Genomic DNA, 23322 nt, shown 5'->3' on the forward strand with positions numbered 1-23322 from the left:
CTGGCATGGCACCCTGATTCGCCACATGCTGTTGCTGGTCACCGCCTGCTTGGTGATCGGCCTGATTTCCGGCTACTACGGCTGGAGCCTCGCCGCTGGCCTGGGCCTTTACCTGGCCTGGACCCTCAAGCAGCTGTTGCGCCTGCACGAATGGCTGCGCCTGCACAAACCCGATGAAGCACCGCCCGATGGCTATGGCCTGTGGGGCGAAGTGTTCGACAGCATCTACCACCTGCAACGCCGCGACCAACGGGTGCGCGGGCGACTGCAAGCGGTGATCGACCGGGTCCAGGAATCCACTGCCGCGCTCAAAGACGCGGTGATCATGCTCGACAGCGACGGCAACCTCGAATGGTGGAACCGCGCCGCCGAAACCCTGCTCGGCCTCAAAACCCCGCAAGACAGCGGCCAACCGGTGACCAACCTGGTGCGCCATCCGCGCTTCAAGGAATACTTCGAGCAGGACAGCTACGCCGAGCCGCTGGAAATCCCCTCGCCGATCAACGATCGCCTGCGCATTCAGCTGTACATCACCCGCTACGGCAACAACGAACACTTGATGCTGGTGCGCGACGTCACGCGCATCCATCAGCTGGAGCAGATGCGCAAAGACTTTATCGCCAACGTTTCCCACGAACTGCGCACGCCACTGACGGTGATCTGCGGCTACCTGGAAACCTTGCTCGACAACGTCGAAGACGTGAACCCGCGCTGGACCCGCGCCTTGCAGCAGATGCAGCAACAGGGCGGCCGCATGCAGACCCTGCTCAACGACCTGCTGCTGTTGGCCAAGCTGGAAGCCACCGATTACCCGTCGGACAACCAGCCCGTCGTCATCGACAGCCTGCTGAAATCGATCAAGAGCGATGCTCAGCAGCTGTCCGCGCAAAAGAATCAAAAGATCACCCTGGAGGCCGATTCCACGATTCTGCTCAAGGGCAGCGAAGCGGAATTGCGCAGCGCGTTTTCCAACCTGGTGTTCAACGCCGTGAAATACACCCCGGCCGAAGGCAATATCCGCATTCGCTGGTGGGGCGACGACCAGGGCGCGCATTTGAGCGTGCAGGATTCCGGGATCGGCATCGACAGCAAACACTTGCCACGGCTGACCGAACGCTTCTATCGCGTCGACTCCAGCCGCAACTCCAACACCGGCGGCACCGGGCTCGGGCTGGCCATCGTCAAGCACGTGCTACTGCGCCACCGTGCACGGATGGAAATCAGCAGCGTGCCGGGGCATGGCAGCACCTTCACCTGCCATTTTGCGCCGGTCCAGGTGACCAAATCCCAGCTGATCAGCGCTGCCGATTGATACCGGCCGGCACTCGCCCCTAGGCAATCGCCGAGTCAGCCGCTACATTGGCTGACTTGTGTCTGCCCTTCAGGCACCGCATTTCCTTCTTTTTCGAATACACGGAACCCGCAAAACCCCATCATGGACCCATCCCCTGGCTTGACCCTCGCGACACTCTTCGCCGATTTCGGCATGATTCTTTTTGCTCTGATCCTGGTTTTGCTCAACGGATTCTTCGTTGCGGCCGAATTTGCCATGGTCAAACTGCGCTCGACCCGGGTCGAGGCCATCGCTGATAAAAACGGCTGGCGCGGACATATCCTGCGCACCGTGCACAGTCAGCTCGATGCGTACCTCTCGGCGTGCCAGTTGGGTATCACCCTCGCCTCGCTGGGTCTGGGCTGGGTCGGTGAGCCGGCGTTTGCGCACATCCTTGAGCCGATCCTTGAAGCCGTCGGCGTACAGTCGCCTGAAGTGATCAAAGGCGTGTCGTTCTTTGCCGCGTTCTTCGTGATTTCGTACCTGCACATCGTGGTCGGTGAGCTGGCACCCAAGTCGTGGGCGATCCGCAAACCCGAGCTGCTGTCGCTCTGGACCGCCGTGCCGCTGTACCTGTTCTACTGGGCGATGTACCCGGCCATCTACCTGCTCAACGCCAGCGCCAACGCGATTCTGCGCATCGCCGGCCAGGGCGAACCCGGCCCGCATCACGAACACCATTACAGCCGTGAAGAACTGAAACTGATCCTGCACTCCAGCCGTGGCCAGGACCCGAGCGACCAAGGCATGCGTGTATTGGCCTCGGCAGTGGAAATGGGTGAGCTGGAAGTGGTGGACTGGGCCAACTCCCGGGAAGACCTGGTGACGCTGGAGTTCAACGCACCGCTGAAGCAAATCCTTGCGTTGTTCCGTCGTCACAAGTTCAGCCGTTATCCGGTGTACGACAGCGAACGCCAGGAGTTCGTCGGCCTGCTGCACATCAAGGATCTGCTGCTGGAACTGGCGGCCCTGGACCACATTCCCGAGTCGTTCAACCTGGCGGAGCTGACTCGCCCGCTGGAGCGCATTTCGCGGCACATGCCGCTGTCGCAATTGCTGGAACAGTTCCGCAAGGGCGGCTCGCACTTCGCCTTGGTCGAAGAAGCCGACGGCAACATCATCGGCTACCTGACCATGGAAGACGTGCTGGAAGTGCTGGTAGGCGACATTCAGGACGAACACCGCAAGGCCGAGCGCGGGATCCTCGCGTACCAGCCGGGCAAGCTGCTGGTGCGCGGCGATACGCCGCTGTTCAAGGTTGAACGCCTGCTGGGCATCGACCTGGACCACATCGAAGCCGAAACCCTCGCCGGGCTGGTCTACGAAACCCTGAAACGGGTGCCGGAAGAGGAAGAAGTGCTGGAAGTCGAAGGTTTGCGGATCATCATCAAAAAGATGAAAGGGCCGAAGATTATTTTGGCCAAGGTGTTGATGCTCGATTAAGCGATCCGGGTGAAACCGCATCGCGCCCTTCGCGGGCAAGCCTGTTGGGGTCCAGTTTTTTTGGACCACTCCGTAGGAGCTTTAGGCCGCCTGCTGCTCAAAAAGCGCAGGCGGCAGGTTATTCGATGCGGTGTGGCAGCGGCGATGGTTGTAGTGCGACACGAAGTCGATCACATCCTTTTCCGCCTCAAGGTGATTCTGATAGCCATTTTCTGGCATCCAGTCGTGCTTCAACGTTCTGAAATAACGCTCTACCACCGCGTTATCCCAACAGTTACCGCGACGACTCACGCTGTGGACGATTCGGCATTGCGCCAGACACGCTGAAAATCGCTCAGAGGTGTACTGACAGCCCTGGTCTGAATGAAACAACAGCTCAGGCATTGGGTGGCGCAGTGCTACTGCCAATTTCAGTGCTTTGATCGACAGGTCCGTGTCGGCGGTTCTTGAACAAGCCCACCCCACAATCCGGCGTGAAAACAAATCCATCACTACGGCTAGATATAACCAGCTATCCCTCACTTTGATGTAAGTGATATCGCCGGCCCAGAGCGTGTCTGGCTGGACCGGATTAAAGCGACGATCAAGTATGTTCGGTGCCGTGATACTTGGTTTGGTGGCGCGACGATAGTGGGCGTAACGCGGCCGGCGCCTGGTTAAATCAAGGGTCTTTATCAAGGAGCGCATGCGGTGACGTCCGATAGAAATACCTTCTTTCCTCAACTCCTTGGAAAGCCCTCGGGCCCCTAAAGCTTCGCGATGCTCGGTATGCACCGCACGAATCGTCATCTCCAAACCACTCTCGATAACACGAGGCGGCTTGGGTTTACGTTGCGCGTAATAGCTACTGCGGGCCAAGCCTAAGACCAGACACGTGCGTCTAATCGACCCTGCCCCTCTAGCGCCGTCAATCACTTGGTTCGACTGAACAGAACCTTCAGATGAGAGGGCAATTGCTTTTTTAATACCTGGTTCTCTGCTTCGACCAGTGCCAATTTTGCCTGTAACGACTCAATCAGCTCCTGGTCCTGCGGCCGAGAGGGTTGTGAAATCCCCGCATGCTCCCGACGCCAGAGCAGAACCCATCGGCGTAGAGCTGTGGGTCCAATTCCCGTTAGCTTGCAGGCTTCAGGTATGGAGCAATTCATCTCCACAACCAAGCGAATGGCTTCCGCTTTTGCCCCAGTATCAACGATCCGATATCCCATGATGCTTCCTTAGGTAGATGCTCCTACATCATGGTCCAAAAACATTGAGCCACAACAGCCTCGCTCCTACAGGTTCGTGTGATCCGTAGGAGCGAGGCTTGCCCGCGAAGGCGTCAGACCAGGCACCACATCACTGCTTGCCCAACGCAAAGTTGGGCAACGCCCCCACCGGTTGATTGAACTGGTACGGAATCGACACCAGCCCCAACCCGGTATTGCGCTGCACCACGAAGTGCAGGTGCGGCCCGCTGCTGTTGCCGGTGTTGCCCGACAATGCCAACGCACTGCCCACCGCCACCCGCTGACCTTCGCGCACGCTCACCGAGCCTTGCTTGAGGTGCAGGTACACGCCCATGGTCCCGTCATCGTGCAACACCCGCACGAAATTGCCGGATGGATCATTGCCGCGACCGCTCTGGCTATTCTCGGTCTTCACTACCATCCCGGCCCGCGCCGCGATGATCGGCGTGCCTTCAGGCATGGCGATGTCCATGGCGAAACGGTTCTTGGCACCGAAGTGGCTGTATTGGCCATTGGCGCCCTGACTCAAGCGAAACGGCCCACCACGCCACGGGAAGGGATATCGATAGCTCTGAGCGGCGCCTGAAGGGTCGCCCATGGAGTATTGGAAGCTCGGGGTGTACACCAGCGGCTTGCCGCCCGTAATCGCCGTGAGCAACGCCAGGCGCGAGTTGCTGCGCGCCGGCAAGACCCGGCGAATCGGCTGGCTCGGCGCGCCCTTCACATTGCTCAACCCGGCAAAACTCAGCTCGACCTCCACCGGTGCATACAAATCGTTGCGCACAAACACCACGTCCACGCCCTTCTGCTTCTTGATGTCCAGATACACCTGCCGCTCCAGGTGCTCGACCATCCGGTCCCGAAAAACGAACACCTGGGAGCCTTTCGTGGGGCGGTCGCTGTAGGAGACCACGCCATTGGCGTCGGTGGACTTGTAAATGGTCATGGCCACAGCCGAGGTGGAGGCCATGAAAAGACCACAGAAAAACAGCAGGCGCGCGAGCATGGGCAAGAGTCTGTCGAATAAGGCCTGGGAGGAGCCTAGCAGCTGAGATGGACCAGCGTAGTCGGCAGATGTTTCAAATGATCGTCCCCACGCGGAGCGTGGGAATGCAGCCCGGGATGCACCGCGTTCCCTACGATGCGGACGCGGAGCGTCCGGTGAGGCATTCCCACGCGGAGCGTGGGAACGATCAGAGCGGTGTGGTGAATGGGATGGCCCCTTCGCGGGCAAGCCTCGCTCCTACAAGGTTAGTGTCGTCCGCAATGAGCGCGACACCTGTAGGAGCGAGGCTTGCCCGCGAAGGCGGACTGTCAGGCTACGACGATCAGGCGCCCGGTACGAAATGCTTCTGCGCCGCGTCACGAACAAACGGGTTGAATGTGATATCCACACCCAACTGCGCCGCAGCGGACAAGTTCACCAACGCATCCAGCGAAAACTTGTCGATCTTGCCGCTCAATACATCATTAAGCCGCGGCTGGGTTATTTTCAGGCGTTTGGCCGCCTCCTTTTGGGAAAGCTCCCAGCCTCGAATGACGCTGCACAACTCCATCATCAACTTGGAGCGCAGACGCATATTCGCGGCTTCCTGAGGCGTATCTTCCAGCGCATCCCAGATACTGGCGAACCGCTGGGTCGGGTTTTGATGATCCGTCATGACGTTAATTGATTTCCTGCAATCTGGCGCGAGCCAGTTCGATATCGCGCGTCTCGGTTTTACGGGTGGTTTTGTGCAAGGCATGTAGCACATAGATGGCCTCTGGCCGGTTAACCACATAAAACACTCGAAACGCCCCTGATTCCTCGGTGATCCTGATTTCGTTTACGCCCCGCCCTACGGTTTTCATCGGCCGCCAGTCGAAGGGTTCTTCCCCCTGCTGCAAGAGATCCAACTGAAAACCGGCGGCTCTTCGCGCATCGAGCGGAAACGATTTCAAATCCTTTAACGCGCTCCCGATAAACACCACGTCCTTGTGTCTTGGCATCGACTTCTCCTGTTGTTGACAAGGAAAAGGGTAATCGACGCCATCGAGGCACGTAGGGCGGGGTTGTTTCAAGGCATGGCTGATAAGGATCGGTATGGAACAGGCTATATCGAAACCGATATAAATCAAGGCGAGAATTATGGATATCTGACGTGTGGGCTATGCGCTTTTTTTTGCGGGGATTGTTTTGGCCCCTTCGCGGGCAAGCCTCGCTCCTACAAGGTTTGTGTCATCCGCAATGAGCGCGACACCTGTAGGAGCGAGGCTTGCCCGCGAAGGCGGATTGTCAGGCGACGACGATCACGCGCCCGGTACGAAATGCTTCTGCGCCGTACCACGGGCAATCAGACGGGAGATGTAGTCGAGCTTCTGTGCGTCTTTATCGACGAAGCGGAAGGTCAGTTGCAGCCAGTCGCTGTCGGGCTTTTGCTCGTGGGCGACGATGGCGTGCAGGTAGCCGTTGAGGCGCGCGGTTTCAGCGTTGTCGCCCTGCTCCAGGTCGAGCACGGCGCTTTCGAGCACTTGCGGCAGGATGTCGGTGCGTTTCACTACCAGCAGCGCTTCCTTGAGGCTCAAGGCCTTGATCACGCAGGGCTGGGTGCCACTCGACAGGCGCAACTGGCCTTGGCCACGGCCACCCGCCGGTGCTGCCGAAGCGGCACCAGGCGCCTTGACCGGCGGGCTGTTGAGCAACCCACGGGATGGCGCAGCGGCGGGTGCCGGGGCGGCAGCGACAGGTTTGGCGAACGGGTTGACCGGGGCAGCGGCTGGCGCGGCCACGGCAGCCTTGCCGCCAGTGAGTGCGCTCAGGGAATCGTTGCCGAACGCCGAGTTCATTTTGGTCGGGGCGCTGTTCATCAAGGTGTCGAGCTTGCCGACCTTGTTCAGCGCCTGTTTGACCTTGGTCAGCAGTTGCTCGTTGGTGAACGGCTTGCTGACGTAGCCGGAAACCCCGGCCTGGATGGCCTGGACCACATTTTCCTTGTCGCCACGGCTGGTCACCATCACGAACGGCATGGTCTTGAGGTTGTCCTGCTCGCGGCACCAGGTCAGCAGTTCCAGGCCGGACATTTCCGGCATTTCCCAGTCACACAGAACCAGGTCGAACGCTTCGCGCGCCAGAATCGCCTGAGCCTTCTTGCCGTTGACCGCGTCTTCGATCCGGATACCCGGGAAGTAGTTGCGCAGGCACTTCTTCACCAGGTCACGAATGAACGACGCATCGTCCACGACCAACACACTGACCTTACTCATCCACAACCCCTTAAAAAAATCCCGGCAAGCATACCGCTTTGCTGATGGCACATTGCCTTAAATCTTCAGTCACGCCGGGACTTTTCGTTCGCGGGTGCTGCTTCCACATTCAAAAACCACAAACAAAAACGCCCGGCCAAAAGGCCGGGCGCTTTTCTCAGGCAATCTTACTTATCGTCAGCTTTGCCCGGAACATTAGCGGTTTCGCCACTTGTGCCTTCAACTTCTTCTTTCATGCGCTTGAGGCCAAGGTGCCGCACGTCGGTGCCGCGCACCAGGTAAATCACCAGCTCCGAGATGTTGCGCGCGTGGTCGCCGATACGCTCCAGGGAACGCAGCACCCAAATGATGCTCAAGACCCGCGAGATAGAGCGCGGGTCTTCCATCATGTAGGTCGCCAGCTCACGCAGCGCAGTCTTGTATTCGCGGTCGATGATCTTGTCGTACTGCGCCACCGACAACGCCAGGTCGGCGTCGAAACGGGCAAACGCGTCCAGTGCATCGCGAACCATGTTGCGCACTTGGTCGCCGATGTGGCGAACCTCGACGTAACCCCGTGGGGCCTCGCCTTCTTCGCACAACTGGATGGCGCGACGGGCGATCTTGGTCGCTTCGTCACCGATGCGCTCCAGGTCGATCACCGATTTGGAAATACTGATGATCAACCGCAAGTCGGACGCCGCCGGCTGACGACGGGCGAGAATGCGCAGGCATTCTTCGTCGATGTTGCGTTCCATCTGGTTGATCTGGTCGTCGATCTCACGCACTTGCTGGGCCAGGCCGGAGTCGGCCTCGATCAGCGCGGTCACCGCGTCGTTGACCTGCTTCTCCACCAGCCCGCCCATGGCCAGGAGGTGGCTGCGCACTTCCTCCAGCTCAGCGTTGAACTGTGCAGAGATGTGGTGGGTTAAGCCTTCCTTCGAAATCATCTTTTGCTCCGCGATAGCTGTGAGCTGCAAGCTACAAGCTGCAAGCTGTGTTGTGTCGTACTCGGACCGCTTTTACTTGCCGCTTGAAGCTTGCGGCTTGCAGCTATTCCTAGCCATACCGGCCGGTAATGTAATCTTCGGTCTGCTTCTTCGCCGGATTGGTGAACAAGGTGTCGGTGTCGCCGAACTCCACCAGTTTGCCCATGTACATGAACGCCGTGTAGTCGGAAACCCGCGCAGCCTGTTGCATGTTGTGGGTCACGATGACAATGGTGAACTTGGATTTCAGTTCGTAGATCAGCTCTTCGACTTTCAGCGTGGAGATCGGGTCGAGGGCCGAGCACGGTTCGTCGAGCAGCAGCACTTCCGGCTCCACGGCGATGGTGCGGGCGATCACCAGACGTTGCTGCTGACCACCGGACAGGCCGAGTGCCGACTCGTGCAGGCGATCTTTGACCTCATCCCACAGCGCCGCGCCTTTCAACGCCCACTCGACGGCTTCATCAAGAATGCGTTTCTTGTTGATGCCCTGGATGCGCAGGCCGTAAACCACGTTTTCGTAGATGGTTTTCGGGAACGGGTTCGGCTTCTGGAACACCATGCCCACACGGCGACGCAGCTCGGCCACGTCTTCGCCCTTGCGGTAGATGTTGTTGCCATAGAGGTTGATCGCGCCTTCGACGCGGCAGCCGTCCACCAGGTCGTTCATGCGGTTGAAGGTGCGCAGCAGCGTGGACTTGCCGCAGCCGGACGGGCCGATGAAGGCGGTCACGCGCTGTTTCGGGATGTTCATGCTGACATCGAACAGCGCTTGTTTGTCGCCGTAGAACAGGCTCAGGCCCGGCACTTCGATGGCCACGGTTTCCTGCGCAAGGCTCAGGCTCTGTTTGTCGCGGCCCAGAGCGGACATGTTGATGCCGTGGGTATGTGTTTCGTGCTGCATGGTCTCACTCCGTTCGTAGCTGCAAGCTTTTAGCTGCAAGCTGCAAGTTTGAGCAAAAGCGGCGTGTAGCTTGCCGCTTGTGGCTAATGGCTTTAGCTATCCAACGCTTTGTATTTTTCGCGCAGGTGGTTGCGGATGTAGACCGCCGACAGGTTCAACGTCGCGATCACCAGCACCAGCAACAGTGCCGTGGCGTACACCAGCGGTCGTGCGGCTTCGACGTTCGGGCTCTGGAAGCCGACGTCATAAATATGGAAGCCCAAGTGCATGATCTTCTGGTCAAGGTGCAAGTACGGGTAGTTGCCGTCCACCGGCAGCGACGGCGCCAGTTTCACCACACCTACCAGCATCAGCGGCGCCACTTCACCAGCGGCGCGGGCCACGGCGAGGATCATGCCGGTCATCATCGCCGGGCTGGCCATCGGCAGCACGATCTTCCACAAGGTTTCAGCCTTGGTCGCGCCGAGGGCCAACGAGCCTTCACGCACGGTGCGAGGAATCCGCGCCAGGCCCTCTTCGGTGGCCACGATCACCACCGGCACCGCCAGCAATGCCAGGGTCAGCGAAGCCCAGAGCAGGCCTGGCGTACCGAAGGTCGGTGCCGGCAAGGCTTCGGGGAAGAAGATCCGGTCCAGCGAACCGCCAAGTACGTACACGAAGAAGCCCAGGCCGAACACCCCGTAAACGATGGCCGGGACGCCCGCCAGGTTGTTCACGGCGATGCGGATAATCCGCGTCAGCGTGTTCTGCTTGGCGTATTCACGCAGGTACACCGCCGCCAGCACGCCGAACGGGGTCACGATCATCGCCATGATCAGGGTCATCATCACGGTGCCGAAGATCGCCGGGAAGATCCCGCCTTCGGTGTTCGCTTCGCGCGGGTCGTCGGACAGGAATTCCCAGACCTTGCCAAAGTAGAAGCCGATCTTGGTAAAGGTGCCCATGGCGTTCGGCTGGTAGGCGTGAACCACTTTGCCGATGCCGATTTCGAGCTCTTTGCCGTTGGCGTCGCGAGCGGTGAGGCTGTCGCGGTTGAACTGGGCGTGCAAGTCGCTCAGGCGCGCTTCGATGTCCTGGTAACGGGCGTTCAGCTCAGCCTTTTCGGCGTCCATGTCCGCTTGCGCGGTAGCGTCCAGTTTGCCGGCCAGTTCCAGCTTGCGACCGTGCAGACGGATACGTTCCAGACCGGCGTTGATCGCGCCGATGTCGGATTTCTCCAGGGTCTTGAGCTGTGCCGCAAGCTTGTTGACGCGATCGACACGGGCCTGCAACTCCGGCCACGCGGCCTCGCCCTCGGCGATCACCTTGCCGTCCTGTTTGACGTTGACCAGGTAACCGTAGAAGTTGCCCCACTCGCGACGCTCGATGGCCATCAGCTCGGGTGGCGTCTTCTGGTTGGTCAGCCACTCGCCGACGATCCAGGTGAAGTCGTTGCCGTTCAAGTCACGGTTGCCGACCTTGATCAGCTCGCGGGTCATGAACTCCGGGCCCACATCGGGCACCGGCAGGCCAGCGCTTTTCAGGCGCTCGCGGGGCACTTCTTCTTTCTGCACCACTTCGCCGATCACCAGGTGATTGGCCTGGCCCGGGACGTCGTAGCTGGCGTGGATCAGGTCCGCCGGCCAGAAGTGACCGAGGCCGCGCACGGCAATCACGGCCAGCAAGCCAATGGTCATGATGACCGCGATGGACACCGCGCCACCGCTGATCCAGACGCCGGGGGCGCCGCTCTTGAACCATCCATTCAGGGAGTTCTGTTTCACAGACTTCTACCTTTCTTAAAGCGACGAGTATTTCTTGCGCAGACGCTGACGAATCAGCTCGGCGAGGGTGTTCATGACGAAGGTGAACAACAGCAGTACCAGCGCCGAGAGGAACAGCACGCGGTAGTGGCTGCCGCCGACTTCCGACTCCGGCATTTCCACCGCAACGTTGGCCGCCAGGGTGCGCAGGCCTTCGAACAGGTTCATTTCCATGACCGGGGTGTTACCGGTGGCCATCAGCACGATCATCGTTTCACCGACCGCGCGGCCCATGCCGATCATCAGTGCCGAGAAAATGCCCGGGCTGGCGGTGAGGATCACCACGCGGGTCATGGTCTGCCACGGCGTGGCGCCGAGGGCCAGGGAACCGAGGGTCAGGCCGCGAGGCACGCTGAACACGGCGTCTTCGGCGATGGAGTAGATGTTCGGGATCACCGCGAAACCCATGGCCAGGCCGACTACCAGGGCGTTGCGCTGGTCGTAGGTGATGCCCAGGTCGTGGGAGATCCACATGCGCATGTCGCCGCCGAAGAACCAGGTTTCCATGTACGGGCTCATGTACAGCGACAACCAGCCCACAAACAGGATCACCGGGATCAGGATCGCGCTTTCCCAGCCGTCCGGCACTTTCAGGCGGATCGACTCAGGCAGGCGACTGAAGACGAAACCGGCCACCAGGATGCCAATCGGCAGGAGCATCAATAGGCTGAAGATGCCCGGCAAATGCCCTTCCACATAAGGTGCGAGGAACAGGCCGGCGAAGAAACCGAGGATCACCGTCGGCATCGCTTCCATCAGTTCGATCACTGGCTTGACCTTGCGGCGCAAGCTCGGGGCCATGAAGTAGGCGGTGTAGATCGCGGCAGCGACGGCCAGCGGTGCGGCCAGCAACATGGCGTAGAACGCGGCCTTCAAGGTACCGAAGGTCAGCGGCGACAAACTCATCTTCGGTTCGAAGTCAGTGTTGGCTGCAGTCGATTGCCAGACGTATTTAGGTTCGTCGTAGTTCTCGTACCAGACCTTGCTCCACAGGGCGCTCCAGGAAACCTCCGGGTGCGGGTTGTCGAGCAGCAGCGGTTGAATCTTGCCGCCTGCTTCGACGATCAGGCGGTTAGCCCGTGGCGACAGACCGAAGATCCCTTGGCCATCGACCACCTGATCGACCAGCAAGGTGCGGTGCGCGGTGCTGTGGAACACACCAAGCTTGCCGGAGGCGTCGAGGGCAACAAAACCTTTGCGACGTTCTTCGGCGCTGATTTCAACGATCGGCGTGGTGCCCATCTGGAAGGTGCGGATCTGCTTCAGGCGCAGTTCGCCATCCGGGTCGCGAGCCATAAACCACTGGGCCAGGCCACCCTTGGAGTCACCGAGAATCAGCGAAATACCGCCCACCAATTGGGTGCTGGCCGTGATTTGCGCTTCGCCGTCTTCAAGCAATTTGTAGCGACCGTTAAGGCTCTTGTCGCGCAGGCTGAACACATCGGCCTGGGCGCGCCCGTTAATCACGTACAACCACTGTTGGCGCGGGTCGACGAAGATGTTCTTCACCGGCTCGGTCATTTGCGGCAGATCGATACGCTTCTGCTCGTTGGTGACTTCACCGGTCATCATGTTTTCTTCGCTGGTCAGCGACAGCACATTGAGTTGCGAACCGGTGGAGCCAACCAGCATCAGCGTGGTGTCGGTGGCGTTGAGGCTGACGTGCTCCAGCGCACCGCCCGCTTCGTTCAACGCAATCGGGGTTTCGCCGTACGGGTACTCGACGGCTGGTGAGATGGTCTTCTTGCCGTCGGGGTAACTGACTTTATAGGTGTGACGGAACACCAGCACCTGACCATTGGACAGACCGACCGCCACCAGCGGATGGCCAGGCTGGTCTTCGCCAATCGAGGTCACGGTGGTACCGGCCGGGATTGGCAGATCGACGCGCCGCAGTTCGGCGCCACTGTCGATATCGAAGAAAAGAGCCTGGCCCTTGTCGGAAACCCGCATGGCGACCTGGTTCTGTTCTTCCAGAGAGATCATCAGCGGCTTGCCGGCGTCTTGCATCCAGGCAGGCGTGATGGCGTCCTTGGCCGTCAGATCAGCCCCCTGAAACAGGGGAAAGACGACGTAACCAAGGAAGAAGAAGATCAGCGTGATCGCACCGAGGACGGCGAGACCGCCAATGAGCACGTACCAGCGGGTCAGGCGATCTTTGAGCGCGCGGATGCGACGCTTGCGTTGCAGTTCAGGCGTATTGAAGTCAATTCGCTTGGGGGGATTGTTAGTCATGGTGGAATTGGCCAGATCATTCATGCGCACACCCTAGCGATCCTGTATGACAGAAAGATGACAATGCAGTGACGCAACAAATCCGCCGCCAGCGGGAACTGGCAGAGGACCGGAAATTTGGGAGCCGGTATTGACCGGCATTTGTAGGAGCGAGGCTTGCCCGCGAAGGGGTCGTTACATTCAACATCAATGTTGACTGACCCACCGCTTTCGCGAGCAAGCTTCGCTCCTACAGGTCCAGGTTTACCCCGGACCTAGGGTTTTACTTTTTTGCGACTTCAGCGCCGCCTTCCGCCAGACCCAGGTCAGCCAGTGCTTTTGCAGCAACCTTGGCCGGCAGTGGGATGTAGCCGTCTTTCACTACAACTTCCTGGCCCTGTTTGGACAGAACCAGTTTCACGAACTCGGCTTCCAGCGGGGCCAGAGGCTTGTTCGGGGCTTTGTTGACATACACGTAGAGGAAACGCGACAACGGGTATTTGCCGTTCAGGGCGTTTTCTTCGCTGTCTTCGATGAATTCAGTGCTGCCCTTCTTCGACAGAGCCACGGTTTTCACGCTAGCGGTTTTGTAGCCGATGCCCGAGTAACCGATGCCGTTCAGCGAGGAGCTGATCGACTGCACGACCGAAGCCGAACCTGGTTGTTCGTTGACGTTTGGCTTGTAGTCGCCTTTGCACAGGGCTTCTTCTTTGAAGTAGCCGTAGGTGCCGGACACCGAGTTACGACCGAACAGCTGAACCGGCTTGTTGGCCAGGTCGCCGGTCACACCCAGGTCGCCCCAGGTTTTAACGTCGGCTTTAGCGCCGCACAGACGAGTGGACGAGAAGATCGCGTCGACTTGTTCCATGGTCAGGTGCTGGATCGGGTTGTCTTTGTGTACGAAAACAGCCAGGGCGTCCACGGCAACCGGGATAGCGGTTGGCTTGTAGCCGTACTTCTGCTCGAAGGCCGCCAGTTCGGTGTCCTTCATCTTGCGGCTCATCGGGCCCAGGTTAGAGGTGCCTTCAGTCAGCGCAGGTGGCGCAGTGGCGGAGCCAGCGGCCTGAATCTGGATGTTTACGTTCGGGTATTCTTTTTTGTAGTTCTCAGCCCACAGGGTCATGAGGTTGGCCAGGGTATCGGAGCCGACGCTGGACAGGTTGCCCGATACACCAGTGGTCTTGGTGTAGCTCGGGATCGCAGGGTCAACAGCGGCGAACGCGTTGGCAGTCGCAACGCCAGCAGCGACAAAAGTCATTGCCGCCATCAAACGCTTCAGTTTCATGCCTTACTCCTAGCAGATAGGGTGTGTTAAGTCGGGGCCAAGTATCAGCAGGCCGTGTGAACACTCTATGGCTGAAATATGACAATTGGATGAAAGGCCAGCATGTCGTGACAGATCGTTCCCACGCTCTGCGTGGGAATGCATCCTGGGACGCTCTGCGTCCGCTGTGAGATGTGACGCGGAGCGTCACGGAATGCATTCCCACGCAGAGCGTGGGAACGATCGGTTGCTGGCTTAACGCCCCTCCTTCCAAAGATACGCACCCACCAAAATCCCGACCCCACAAATAATCGCCACGTAATAGGCCGGCCCCATCGGGCTCTCCTTGAGCAGCAACGTCACAACCATCGGCGTCAGTCCACCAAAAATCGCGTAGGCCAGGTTGTAGGAGAACGACAGCCCGCTGAAGCGCACCACTGCAGGGAAGGCCTTGACCATCACGTACGGCACGGCGCCGATGGTGCCGACGAGCAGGCCGGTCACGGCGTACATCGGGAACAGCCAGTCCGGGTGGTTGAACAGGCTGTGGTAGAAGGTCCACGAACTGATCAGCAACGCGGCGCTGCCGAACACGAACACCCGGCCGGCGCCGAAGCGGTCGGCCAGTGCGCCGGAGGCCACGCAACCCAGGCTCAGGAACACGATGGCCAGGCTGTTGGCCTGTAATGCGGTGGTCGGCGAGAAGTGGTAGACGGTCTGCAGCACGGTCGGGGTCATCAGGATGACGACGATGATGCCGGCGGACAGCAACCAGGTCAGCAGCATGGAAATCAGAATCGCCCCGCGATGGTCGCGCAGCACCGCGCGCAGCGGCACTTCTTCGGCCAGGGCCTTGCGCAGTTGCAGCTCGGCGAACACCGGGGTTTCGTGCAACCAGCGGCGCAGGTAGACCGAGAACAGGCCGAACACGCCGCCCAGCAGGAACGGGATCCGCCAGGCATAATCCGCGACTTCCACCGGGGTGTAAATACTGTTGATCGCCGTGGCCACCAACGAACCCAAGAGGATACCGGCCGTCAGGCCGCAGGTCAGGGTGCCGCAGGCGTAGCCGATGTGCCGCTGGGGCACGTGTTCGGAAACGAAGACCCAGGCCCCGGGCACTTCCCCGCCAATCGCCGCGCCCTGGATCACGCGCATCAGCAACAACAGGATCGGCGCCCACAGGCCGATCTGCGCATAGGTTGGCAGCAGACCCATGATCAGCGTCGGCACGGCCATCATGAAAATGCTCAGGGTGAACATTTTCTTGCGCCCCAGCAGGTCACCGAAGTGCGCCATGACGATGCCGCCCAACGGCCGTGCCAGGTAGCCGGCGGCGAAGATGCCGAAGGTCTGCATCAGGCGCAGCCACTCGGGCATGTCGGCCGGAAAGAACAGTTTGCCGACCACCGTGGCGAAGAACACGAAGATGATGAAGTCGTAAAACTCCAGCGCGCCGCCCAAGGCGGACAGCGACAAGGTCTTGTAATCATTGCGGGACAACGGACGTGCGGATTGCGTCGGCTGCGCAGTGCTCGAGGGCGCTGTGGTCATGGCAAGGGCTTCTCTTATAGTCGGATCTGCAACCCCAACAACGCTGGCGGAGGCTTGGGCAGGTCCGGCACGATAGCAAATTGTTCGAAAAAGCACATAGAGGTGCGTATTTGACGGTCGAAATGAGAACCGGACGGTCGTCTCGGAGTCTACCGACCGATATACTCGCAACCTTGCACCTGCTTTTGTAAGGGGTTGCTGTGCGAAAACGCCTGCCAGGCTTCACAGGCGATTTCGCAGAGTTTCCCTTTAGGCGCCTTATGAAAAACGTGACGAACGTAGTATGTTCGGGGCTGAATCGTTTTTTCTGAGACGGCTATTCACCTTGAAGTACTAATGAAGAGTCACGGGTCAGAGGCACCCCCGGCATGATAGAGCTCGAACAAGAAGATCCGATCCCGCAAGGCGACCTGGCCCTGCAAATCACCGCGCTCCCGCGCGAAACCAACGGCTTTGGCGATATTTTCGGCGGCTGGCTGGTGGCGCAGATGGATTTGGCCGGCACCGCGATGGCCAGCAAGGTCGCCGGCGGCCGCGTGGCGACCGTTGCCATCGACCGCATGGCGTTCCTGGTGCCGGTGGCAGTGGGCGCGCAGCTTTCCTTCTATACCCAGGCGCTGGAAATCGGCCGCAGCTCGATCCAGATGATGGTCGAGGTCTGGAGCGACGATCCGCTGTCCAGCGAGTGGCGTAAGGTGACTGAAGCGGTGTTCGTGTTCGTCGCCATCGACGGCAGCGGTCGCACCCGTTCGGTTCCGCCCCGCGCACGTTAAACACGGCGCGGGTTTTGCGGTCCATTGCAGTCATTGATCCTGATTGAGAGTTGTCCCCATGAGCACGCCCAACGTTGAAGCCGTCAAACTGGATGAACTGAACTGCTGGCGCATCCGCCACGGTCAGGCCGAATTGCTGGTGGCCCAGCAAGGCGCGCACATCCTCAGTTACCAATTGGCCGGCCAACCGCCGCTGATCTGGCTCAACGACGAGGCCGTGTTCAAGACCGGCAAAAGCATCCGCGCCGGTGTGCCGATCTGCTGGCCGTGGTTCGGCAACTTCGATCGCAACCCGCCGAGCGTCAAGGCCATGCGCGTCAGCAACGAGCCGGCGGGCGCCCATGGTTTTGTCCGGGCGACGGATTGGGAGCTGGGTGGCATCGAAACCGAGGGCGAAAGCCTGAACGTGGAGTTCCTCCTGCCGTACCCCGAAGGTGGTTTCCCGGGCTGGCCGCATCAGGTGGACTTGACGTTGAGCATTCGTCTGGACGAGCAACTGCACATCAGCCTGACCAGCCACAACCGCGGTGCTGAGACCGTGTCGATCAGCCAGGCGCTGCACAGCTATTTCGCCGTCAGCGATGTGCGCAACGTGCAGGTTGAAGGGCTGGATGGCTTGAGTTACATCGATACGACGAAGGACTGGAGCACGGTCACTCAGGCCGGGGATCTGGCCTTTACGGGCGAGACAGACCGTATCTACCTGAATACCCCGTCGAAGCTGAGCCTTGTCGACGCGGCCTGGGAACGGCGCATCGAGCTGACCAGCAGCGGTTCGCGCACGGCGGTGATCTGGAACCCGTGGATCGATCGCGCGGCGGCGTTCAGCGACATGGCCGACGATGGCTGGCAGCGCATGTTGTGCATCGAGACCGCGAATGTGATGGATGACGTGGTGAACTTGGCGGCGGGTGCCAGTCATACCCTGGGTGTGAGCATCGGTAGCAAACCGCTTTAAAAGCTTCGCGGGCAAGCCTCGCTCCTACAGGGGATTGGTGCCGCCACAATTTTCGTGGTCGGACCTCGCCCCTGTAGGAGCGAGGCTTGCCCGCGAATCGATCTACCAAACGCTACAAATCTGATTCTTTCACCACCCGCACCTTCGCCGCATCCAGCGCATACGCCGCGTCAGCCAGGTCGTTGTTGACCTTCTCGATCTTGAGCGTGCCCGTCACCCACAGCGGTGTGTAGATATCGTCCAGCTTCAAGCCTTTCGGATAACGCACCAGCACCAACTGGTTAGGCGGCGGTGGCGGTACGTGGATGCAGGCGCCCGGGTACGGCACCAGGAAAAACAGCGTGCTGCGACCCTTGGCGTCGGACTCCAGCGGCACCGGGTAACCACCGATGCGGATGTTCTTGTCGTTCATCGACGGCACGGTTTTGGTCGAGTACATCACCGCCGGCAGGCCCTTGCTCTGCTTCATGCCACCCTTTGAGGTAAAGGTGCCATCGCCTTCGGGGGTGTTGTGGTCGATTTCGGGCATGGCCTCGAGGGCTTTCTGGTCCGACTTGGGCATCAGCTCCAGCCAGTCGGTTTCCGGCAGCTCGCCGGCATGGGCAAGGCCCGAGCCCAATAAAAGGATAGTCAGCAGAAGACGGCGCATGGAGGTGCTCGACATAAGAAAGGACGGTATGAATGGCGAGCATTCTAGCCCTCTCTGCCTGCGCAGCAGAGAGGGCTTTGTCGCATCAATCAGTTCTTTTTGATCAAGCCGTAGAGCACCAGCAACACCACGGCGCCAACCAGCGCACCGAGGAAGCCTGCGCCCTGGCCAGCCTGGTAGATGCCCAGAGCCTGGCCGCCATAAGTGGCCGCCAGCGAACCGCCGATACCGAGCAGGATGGTCATGATCCAACCCATGCTATCATCGCCCGGTTTCAGGAACCGAGCCAGCAGGCCGACGATCAAGCCGATAAAGATGGTTCCGATAATTCCCATGGCATTTCCCTCTGATTGGTTGGTTATGCCAAAGCCTAGACAGACTTTGGCATCCTGCCATCAGAGAACGGCGGACTCTGAAGGTTCCGCCGCTGCCACATGAAACTATTCGGCGATCAGCGCTTCGACCTTGAGGATCTGCGCCGCGAGGGTCTCGCGATCGGCGCAACGCAGGTTGGCGTGACCAACCTTGCGCCCGGCCTTGAACGCCTTGCCGTAGTGGTGCAAATGGCAGTCGTCGATGGCGATCACTTTCTCGACCGGCGGAACAACGCCGATGAAATTGAGCATCGCGCTCTCGCCAATCTTGGCTGTCGAACCCAACGGCAGACCGGCAACGGCCCGCAGGTGGTTTTCGAACTGGCTGCACTCGGCGCCTTCGGTGGTCCAGTGCCCGGAGTTGTGCACGCGCGGGGCGATTTCGTTGGCTTTGAGGCCACCGTCGACTTCAAAGAACTCGAACGCCATCACGCCGACGTAATTCAGCTGCTTGAGCACACGGCTGGAATAGTCTTGCGCCAGGGCTTGCAGCGGGTGATCGGTGCTGGCCACGGACAGCTTGAGGATGCCGCTGTCGTGGGTGTTGTGAACCAGCGGATAGAAGCGGGTTTCGCCATCGCGAGCACGCACGGCGATCAGCGAGACTTCGCCGGTGAACGGCACGAAGCCTTCCAGCAGGCAAGCGACGCTGCCCAGTTCGGCGAAGGTGCCGACCACGTCTTCCGGTTTGCGCAGGACTTTCTGGCCCTTGCCGTCGTAACCCAGCGTGCGGGTTTTCAACACGGCCGGCAGACCGATGGAAGCCACGGCAGCGTCCAGATCAGCTTGCGACTGGATGTCGGCGAACGCCGGGGTGGGAATCCCCAGGTCCTTGAACATGCTCTTCTCGAACCAGCGATCACGGGCGATGCGCAGGGCTTCGGCGCTCGGGTAGACCGGGACGAATTGCGAGAGGAAGGCCACGGTTTCGGCCGGGACGCTTTCGAACTCGAAGGTCACCAGATCGACTTCATCGGCCAGTTGGCGCAGGTGATCCTGATCGCCGTAATCGGCCCGCAGGTGTTCGCCCAACGCAGCCGCGCAAGCGTCCGGCGCCGGGTCGAGGAAAGCGAAGTTCATGCCCAGCGGAGTGCCCGCCAGCGCCAACATGCGGCCCAACTGGCCGCCACCGATTACACCGATTTTCATCGTCAACAACCTCAGGCGATGCGTGGGTCTGGATTGTCCAGGACGCTGTCTGTCTGCTCAGCACGGAAGGTTTTCAGCACCGCGTGGAACTGCGGGTGCTTGGCGCCGAGGATACTCGCCGACAGCAGGGCTGCGTTGATCGCGCCAGCCTTGCCGATGGCCAGGGTGGCGACCGGAATGCCCGCGGGCATCTGCACGATCGACAGCAGCGAGTCGACGCCGGACAGCATCGACGACTGCACCGGAACGCCCAGCACCGGCAGGTGGGTCTTGGCCGCACACATGCCTGGCAGGTGGGCCGCGCCACCGGCACCGGCGATGATCACCTCGATGCCACGCGCCTCGGCCTCTTCGGCGTACTGGAACAGCAGGTCCGGGGTGCGGTGGGCAGAGACCACTTTCACCTCGTAAGGGATGCCGAGCTTTTCCAGCATATCGGCGGTGTGGCTAAGGGTGGACCAATCGGACTTGGAGCCCATGATCACGCCAACCAGTGCACTCATCGTCGTGCCTCTTCTCTCTGGGCGCCCGCAGGCGCGTCAAAAACAACAAGCCACGCAGAAATGCGTGGCTTGATTGTACGAAAAATGGCCGGACGAACCGGCCGAAGGCCGCGCAGTATACCTCAATGAAGCAGATAAACAGCCCCCGGGACGACCATCTGTCATCCGGCGCAAAGTGCCGGTTTTATTGACTCGAAGGTCAGCGAAAAACAGCGTAAATCGATCGTTCCCACGCTCTGCGGGGCAACGCCTCCTGTGACGCTCTGCGTCACGCTTTTTGGGACGCGGAGCGTCCCAGGCTGCATTCCCACGCAGAGCGTGGGAACGATCATTGCCCGGTCGTGCCTTGCGCGGCGCCGCCTTCAAGCTTGCGCCACAACAACCGCACATTCGCCTTGCGCACCAGCGCGCAGCGGTACAAACGAATCTCCAGCGGCACATGCCATTGCGGGCCGCCGCACACCACCAGTTCACCGCGCGCCAGTTCGGCGCGCACGCTCAGTTGCGGCACCCAGGCAATGCCCAGGCCTTCCAGCGCCATGCTTTTCAGGCTGTCAGCCATGGCGGTCTCATAAATGGTGGTGAAACGTAGCGCCCGCTGGCGCAGCAACATGTTCACCGAACGACCAAGAAACGCGCCGGCGCTGTAGGCCAGCAGCGGCACACTGCCTTCGCCTTCCAGATCGAATAACGGTTTGCCCTCGGCATCAGCGGCGCACACCGGCAGCATCTCGGTATGGCCCAGGTGCAACGACGGGAAAATCTCCGGGTCCATCTGCATGGCCGCGTCCGGGTCGTAGAACGCCAGCATCAAGTCACAACCGCCCTCCCGAAGCGCATGCACCGCGTCGCCGACGTTGGTGGCCACCAGCCGCGTGGCAATGTTCAGGCCTTCATTACGCAACTGCGCAATCCAGCGCGGAAAGAACCCCAGCGCCAGCGAGTGAGCGGCCGCCACCTGCATCACCTCGCCCTGCCCGCCTTCCAGGTGATGCAGATGGCGCAGCACTTCGCCCAACTGCTCGACCACCGTCCGTGCGGTCACCAGGAACAATTGCCCCGCCGCCGTCAGCTCGACCGGCGTGCGCGAGCGGTTGACCAATTGCAGCCCCAACGCGGCTTCCAGGCTGCGGATCCGTCGGCTAAACGCAGGCTGGGTCACAAAACGGCGTTCCGCAGCCTGGGAAAAGCTGCGGGTGGCGGCCAGGGCACTAAAGTCCTCCAGCCATTTGCTTTCCAGATTCATCAGATCCTCCCGGACACGCACCAATTTAGGTCACACGCTCGCCGCACACGCGACGTCACACGGGCATTATGCCGAATGTGCATAGGCCAGCGCTTAACAGCATTGGCCCAAAAATCTCCACAAGCCTAGCATTCGCAGCGTTCCGGCACAGTCCGGGTCCATATTGAGATGATTTCTATCATGTCCTCCGCTGCATCTTTCCGCACAGAAAAAGACCTGCTTGGCGTACTCGAAGTACCTGCTCAAGCGTATTACGGCATCCAGACCCTGCGAGCGGTGAACAACTTCCGTCTCTCCGGCGTTCCGATTTCGCATTACCCGAAACTGGTGGTCGGCCTGGCGATGGTTAAACAAGCCGCCGCTGATGCCAACCGCGAGCTGGGTCACCTGAGCGAAGCCAAGCACGCTGCCATCAGCGAAGCCTGTGCACGACTGATCCGCGGCGATTTCCACGAAGAGTTCGTGGTGGACATGATTCAAGGCGGCGCTGGCACTTCGACCAACATGAATGCCAACGAAGTCATCGCCAACATCGCGCTGGAGGCCATGGGTCACCAGAAGGGCGAATACCAATACCTGCACCCGAACAACGACGTGAACATGGCGCAGTCGACCAACGACGCCTATCCGACCGCGATCCGCCTGGGTCTGCTGTTGGGTCACGACGCGCTGCTGGCCAGCCTCGACAGCCTGATCCAGGCGTTCGCTGCCAAAGGTGTTGAGTTCAGCCACGTATTGAAGATGGGCCGTACCCAACTGCAAGACGCCGTGCCGATGACCCTCGGCCAGGAATTCCGCGCGTTCGCCACCACGCTGGGCGAAGACCTGGCCCGTCTGAAGACGCTGGCCCCGGAACTGCTGACTGAAGTGAACCTGGGCGGCACCGCCATCGGCACCGGCATCAACGCTGACCCGCGTTACCAGCACCTGGCCGTGCAGCGCCTGGCCCTGATCAGCGGTCAACCGCTGGTGCCGGCCGCCGACCTGATCGAAGCCACTTCCGACATGGGCGCCTTCGTGCTGTTCTCCGGCATGCTCAAGCGCACCGCGGTCAAGCTGTCGAAGATCTGCAACGACCTGCGCCTGCTGTCCAGCGGCCCACGCACCGGCATCAACGAAATCAACCTGCCGGCACGTCAGCCAGGCAGCTCGATCATGCCTGGCAAGGTCAACCCGGTGATTCCGGAAGCGGTTAACCAGGTGGCGTTCCAGATCATCGGCAACGACCTGGCCCTGACCATCGCGGCCGAAGGCGGCCAGTTGCAACTGAACGTGATGGAGCCGCTGATCGCGTTCAAGATCTTCGACTCGATCCGCCTGCTGCAACGCGCCATGGACATGCTGCGCGAGCACTGCATCGTCGGCATCACCGCCAACGAAGAGCGCTGCCGCGAACTGGTCGAGCACTCGATTGGCCTGGTCACCGCGCTGAACCCGTACATCGGCTATGAAAACGCCACCCGCATCGCCCGTATCGCCCTCGAAAGCGGGCGCGGCGTGCTGGAACTGGTGCGCGAAGAAGGCTTGCTCGACGACGAAATGCTCGCCGACATCCTGCGCCCGGAAAACATGATTGCTCCGCGTCTGGTCCCGCTCAAGGCTTGATCAAACGCTGCACACGCTCACCAGGTCGAGGGACTAGACACCTCTCACCTTTTGAGGGCTTGGGGATTTGTTCCCCGAGCCCTTTTTTTTAACTGTTTACAGGCCCGACCG

Annotated in this window: 22 protein-coding genes; 5 read left to right on the top strand and 17 right to left on the bottom strand. The window is 60.3% G+C overall.

Features of this window, described 5'->3' with window-relative positions; all coding sequences use genetic code 11:
- Positions 1-25 precede the first annotated feature (25 nt).
- Both phoR and ACY4LX_RS00545 read left to right on the top strand, forming a co-directional pair.
- A complete protein-coding gene (phoR, locus tag ACY4LX_RS00540) occupies positions 26-1312 on the top strand; it encodes a phosphate regulon sensor histidine kinase PhoR (RefSeq protein WP_463260666.1) in 1287 nt (428 codons plus the stop codon).
- Positions 1313-1435: 123 nt separating this feature from the next.
- A complete protein-coding gene (locus ACY4LX_RS00545) occupies positions 1436-2776 on the top strand; it encodes a hemolysin family protein (RefSeq protein ID WP_149659430.1) in 1341 nt (446 codons plus the stop codon).
- Between the two features lie 81 nt (positions 2777-2857).
- Here ACY4LX_RS00545 and ACY4LX_RS00550 read toward each other — a convergent pair whose 3' ends face one another.
- From ACY4LX_RS00550 to ACY4LX_RS00605, 12 genes are all read right to left on the bottom strand, one after another.
- The gene (locus ACY4LX_RS00550) at positions 2858-3691 is read right to left on the bottom strand and encodes an IS3 family transposase (RefSeq protein WP_463257481.1); all 834 of its coding nucleotides are present in this window, start codon (positions 3689-3691) and stop codon (positions 2858-2860) included.
- Positions 3688-3984, bottom strand: coding sequence for a transposase (locus tag ACY4LX_RS00555; protein ID WP_463257480.1), 297 nt, complete (start codon positions 3982-3984; stop codon positions 3688-3690). Before ACY4LX_RS00555 ends, ACY4LX_RS00550 begins: the two co-directional genes overlap by 4 nt.
- A 130-nt stretch (positions 3985-4114) precedes the next feature.
- Positions 4115-5011: a peptidoglycan DD-metalloendopeptidase family protein gene (locus tag ACY4LX_RS00560; RefSeq protein ID WP_463258899.1), complete on the bottom strand. Its 897-nt coding sequence runs from the start codon at positions 5009-5011 to the stop codon at positions 4115-4117.
- Between the two features lie 322 nt (positions 5012-5333).
- On the bottom strand, positions 5334-5666 hold the full coding sequence (locus ACY4LX_RS00565; RefSeq protein WP_463258900.1) for a helix-turn-helix domain-containing protein: 333 nt from the start codon (positions 5664-5666) through the stop codon (positions 5334-5336).
- A gap of 4 nt (positions 5667-5670) precedes the next feature.
- Positions 5671-5994 carry a type II toxin-antitoxin system RelE/ParE family toxin gene (locus ACY4LX_RS00570; RefSeq protein WP_123408643.1) on the bottom strand — a complete coding sequence of 108 codons (324 nt, stop codon included), beginning with the start codon at positions 5992-5994 and terminating at the stop codon, positions 5671-5673.
- A 300-nt stretch (positions 5995-6294) separates the two neighbouring features.
- A complete protein-coding gene (locus ACY4LX_RS00575) occupies positions 6295-7248 on the bottom strand; it encodes a response regulator (RefSeq protein ID WP_149659428.1) in 954 nt (317 codons plus the stop codon).
- A 167-nt stretch (positions 7249-7415) separates the two neighbouring features.
- The gene (gene phoU, locus ACY4LX_RS00580; protein WP_008150055.1) at positions 7416-8177 is read right to left on the bottom strand and encodes a phosphate signaling complex protein PhoU; all 762 of its coding nucleotides are present in this window, start codon (positions 8175-8177) and stop codon (positions 7416-7418) included.
- A gap of 109 nt (positions 8178-8286) precedes the next feature.
- Positions 8287-9120 (bottom strand): phosphate ABC transporter ATP-binding protein PstB, encoded by an 834-nt coding sequence (pstB, locus tag ACY4LX_RS00585; RefSeq protein ID WP_149659426.1) that lies wholly within the window; start codon positions 9118-9120, stop codon positions 8287-8289.
- A 92-nt stretch (positions 9121-9212) separates the two neighbouring features.
- Positions 9213-10883, bottom strand: coding sequence for a phosphate ABC transporter permease PstA (gene pstA, locus ACY4LX_RS00590; RefSeq protein WP_463258901.1), 1671 nt, complete (start codon positions 10881-10883; stop codon positions 9213-9215).
- A 15-nt stretch (positions 10884-10898) separates the two neighbouring features.
- Complete coding sequence (locus tag ACY4LX_RS00595; protein ID WP_463260667.1) at positions 10899-12932, bottom strand: ABC transporter permease subunit; 2034 nt, start codon at positions 12930-12932, stop codon at positions 10899-10901.
- Between the two features lie 487 nt (positions 12933-13419).
- Positions 13420-14421 carry a phosphate ABC transporter substrate-binding protein PstS gene (locus ACY4LX_RS00600; RefSeq protein ID WP_149659423.1) on the bottom strand — a complete coding sequence of 334 codons (1002 nt, stop codon included), beginning with the start codon at positions 14419-14421 and terminating at the stop codon, positions 13420-13422.
- Positions 14422-14655: 234 nt separating this feature from the next.
- Complete coding sequence (locus tag ACY4LX_RS00605; protein WP_149659422.1) at positions 14656-15954, bottom strand: MFS transporter; 1299 nt, start codon at positions 15952-15954, stop codon at positions 14656-14658.
- 368 nt (positions 15955-16322) lie between these two features.
- Between ACY4LX_RS00605 and ACY4LX_RS00610 the strand changes: the two genes are divergently transcribed.
- Together ACY4LX_RS00610 and ACY4LX_RS00615 are read left to right on the top strand one after the other, a co-directional pair.
- Positions 16323-16727 carry an acyl-CoA thioesterase gene (locus ACY4LX_RS00610; protein WP_007896491.1) on the top strand — a complete coding sequence of 135 codons (405 nt, stop codon included), beginning with the start codon at positions 16323-16325 and terminating at the stop codon, positions 16725-16727.
- A gap of 58 nt (positions 16728-16785) precedes the next feature.
- Positions 16786-17685: a D-hexose-6-phosphate mutarotase gene (locus tag ACY4LX_RS00615; protein ID WP_463258902.1), complete on the top strand. Its 900-nt coding sequence runs from the start codon at positions 16786-16788 to the stop codon at positions 17683-17685.
- Between the two features lie 112 nt (positions 17686-17797).
- Here the strand turns inward: ACY4LX_RS00615 and ACY4LX_RS00620 are convergent, their stop codons facing one another.
- The 5 genes from ACY4LX_RS00620 to ACY4LX_RS00640 all read right to left on the bottom strand — a co-directional run bounded on the left by ACY4LX_RS00620 (position 17798) and on the right by ACY4LX_RS00640 (position 21606).
- Complete coding sequence (locus tag ACY4LX_RS00620) at positions 17798-18334, bottom strand: DUF3299 domain-containing protein (RefSeq protein ID WP_149659420.1); 537 nt, start codon at positions 18332-18334, stop codon at positions 17798-17800.
- Positions 18335-18423: 89 nt separating this feature from the next.
- Complete coding sequence (locus tag ACY4LX_RS00625) at positions 18424-18669, bottom strand: GlsB/YeaQ/YmgE family stress response membrane protein (protein ID WP_149659419.1); 246 nt, start codon at positions 18667-18669, stop codon at positions 18424-18426.
- Between the two features lie 105 nt (positions 18670-18774).
- Positions 18775-19857 (bottom strand): 5-(carboxyamino)imidazole ribonucleotide synthase, encoded by a 1083-nt coding sequence (locus ACY4LX_RS00630; RefSeq protein ID WP_149659418.1) that lies wholly within the window; start codon positions 19855-19857, stop codon positions 18775-18777.
- 11 nt (positions 19858-19868) lie between these two features.
- Positions 19869-20360: a 5-(carboxyamino)imidazole ribonucleotide mutase gene (gene purE, locus ACY4LX_RS00635; protein ID WP_019694319.1), complete on the bottom strand. Its 492-nt coding sequence runs from the start codon at positions 20358-20360 to the stop codon at positions 19869-19871.
- A gap of 328 nt (positions 20361-20688) precedes the next feature.
- Positions 20689-21606, bottom strand: coding sequence for a LysR substrate-binding domain-containing protein (locus ACY4LX_RS00640; RefSeq protein WP_463258903.1), 918 nt, complete (start codon positions 21604-21606; stop codon positions 20689-20691).
- Positions 21607-21786: 180 nt separating this feature from the next.
- On the opposite strand from ACY4LX_RS00640, the gene aspA reads away from it, so the two are divergent.
- On the top strand, positions 21787-23211 hold the full coding sequence (aspA, locus tag ACY4LX_RS00645) for an aspartate ammonia-lyase (RefSeq protein ID WP_133835321.1): 1425 nt from the start codon (positions 21787-21789) through the stop codon (positions 23209-23211).
- Positions 23212-23322: the final 111 nt, after the last annotated feature.

The organism is Pseudomonas sp. Emmai (genome assembly GCF_055179735.1).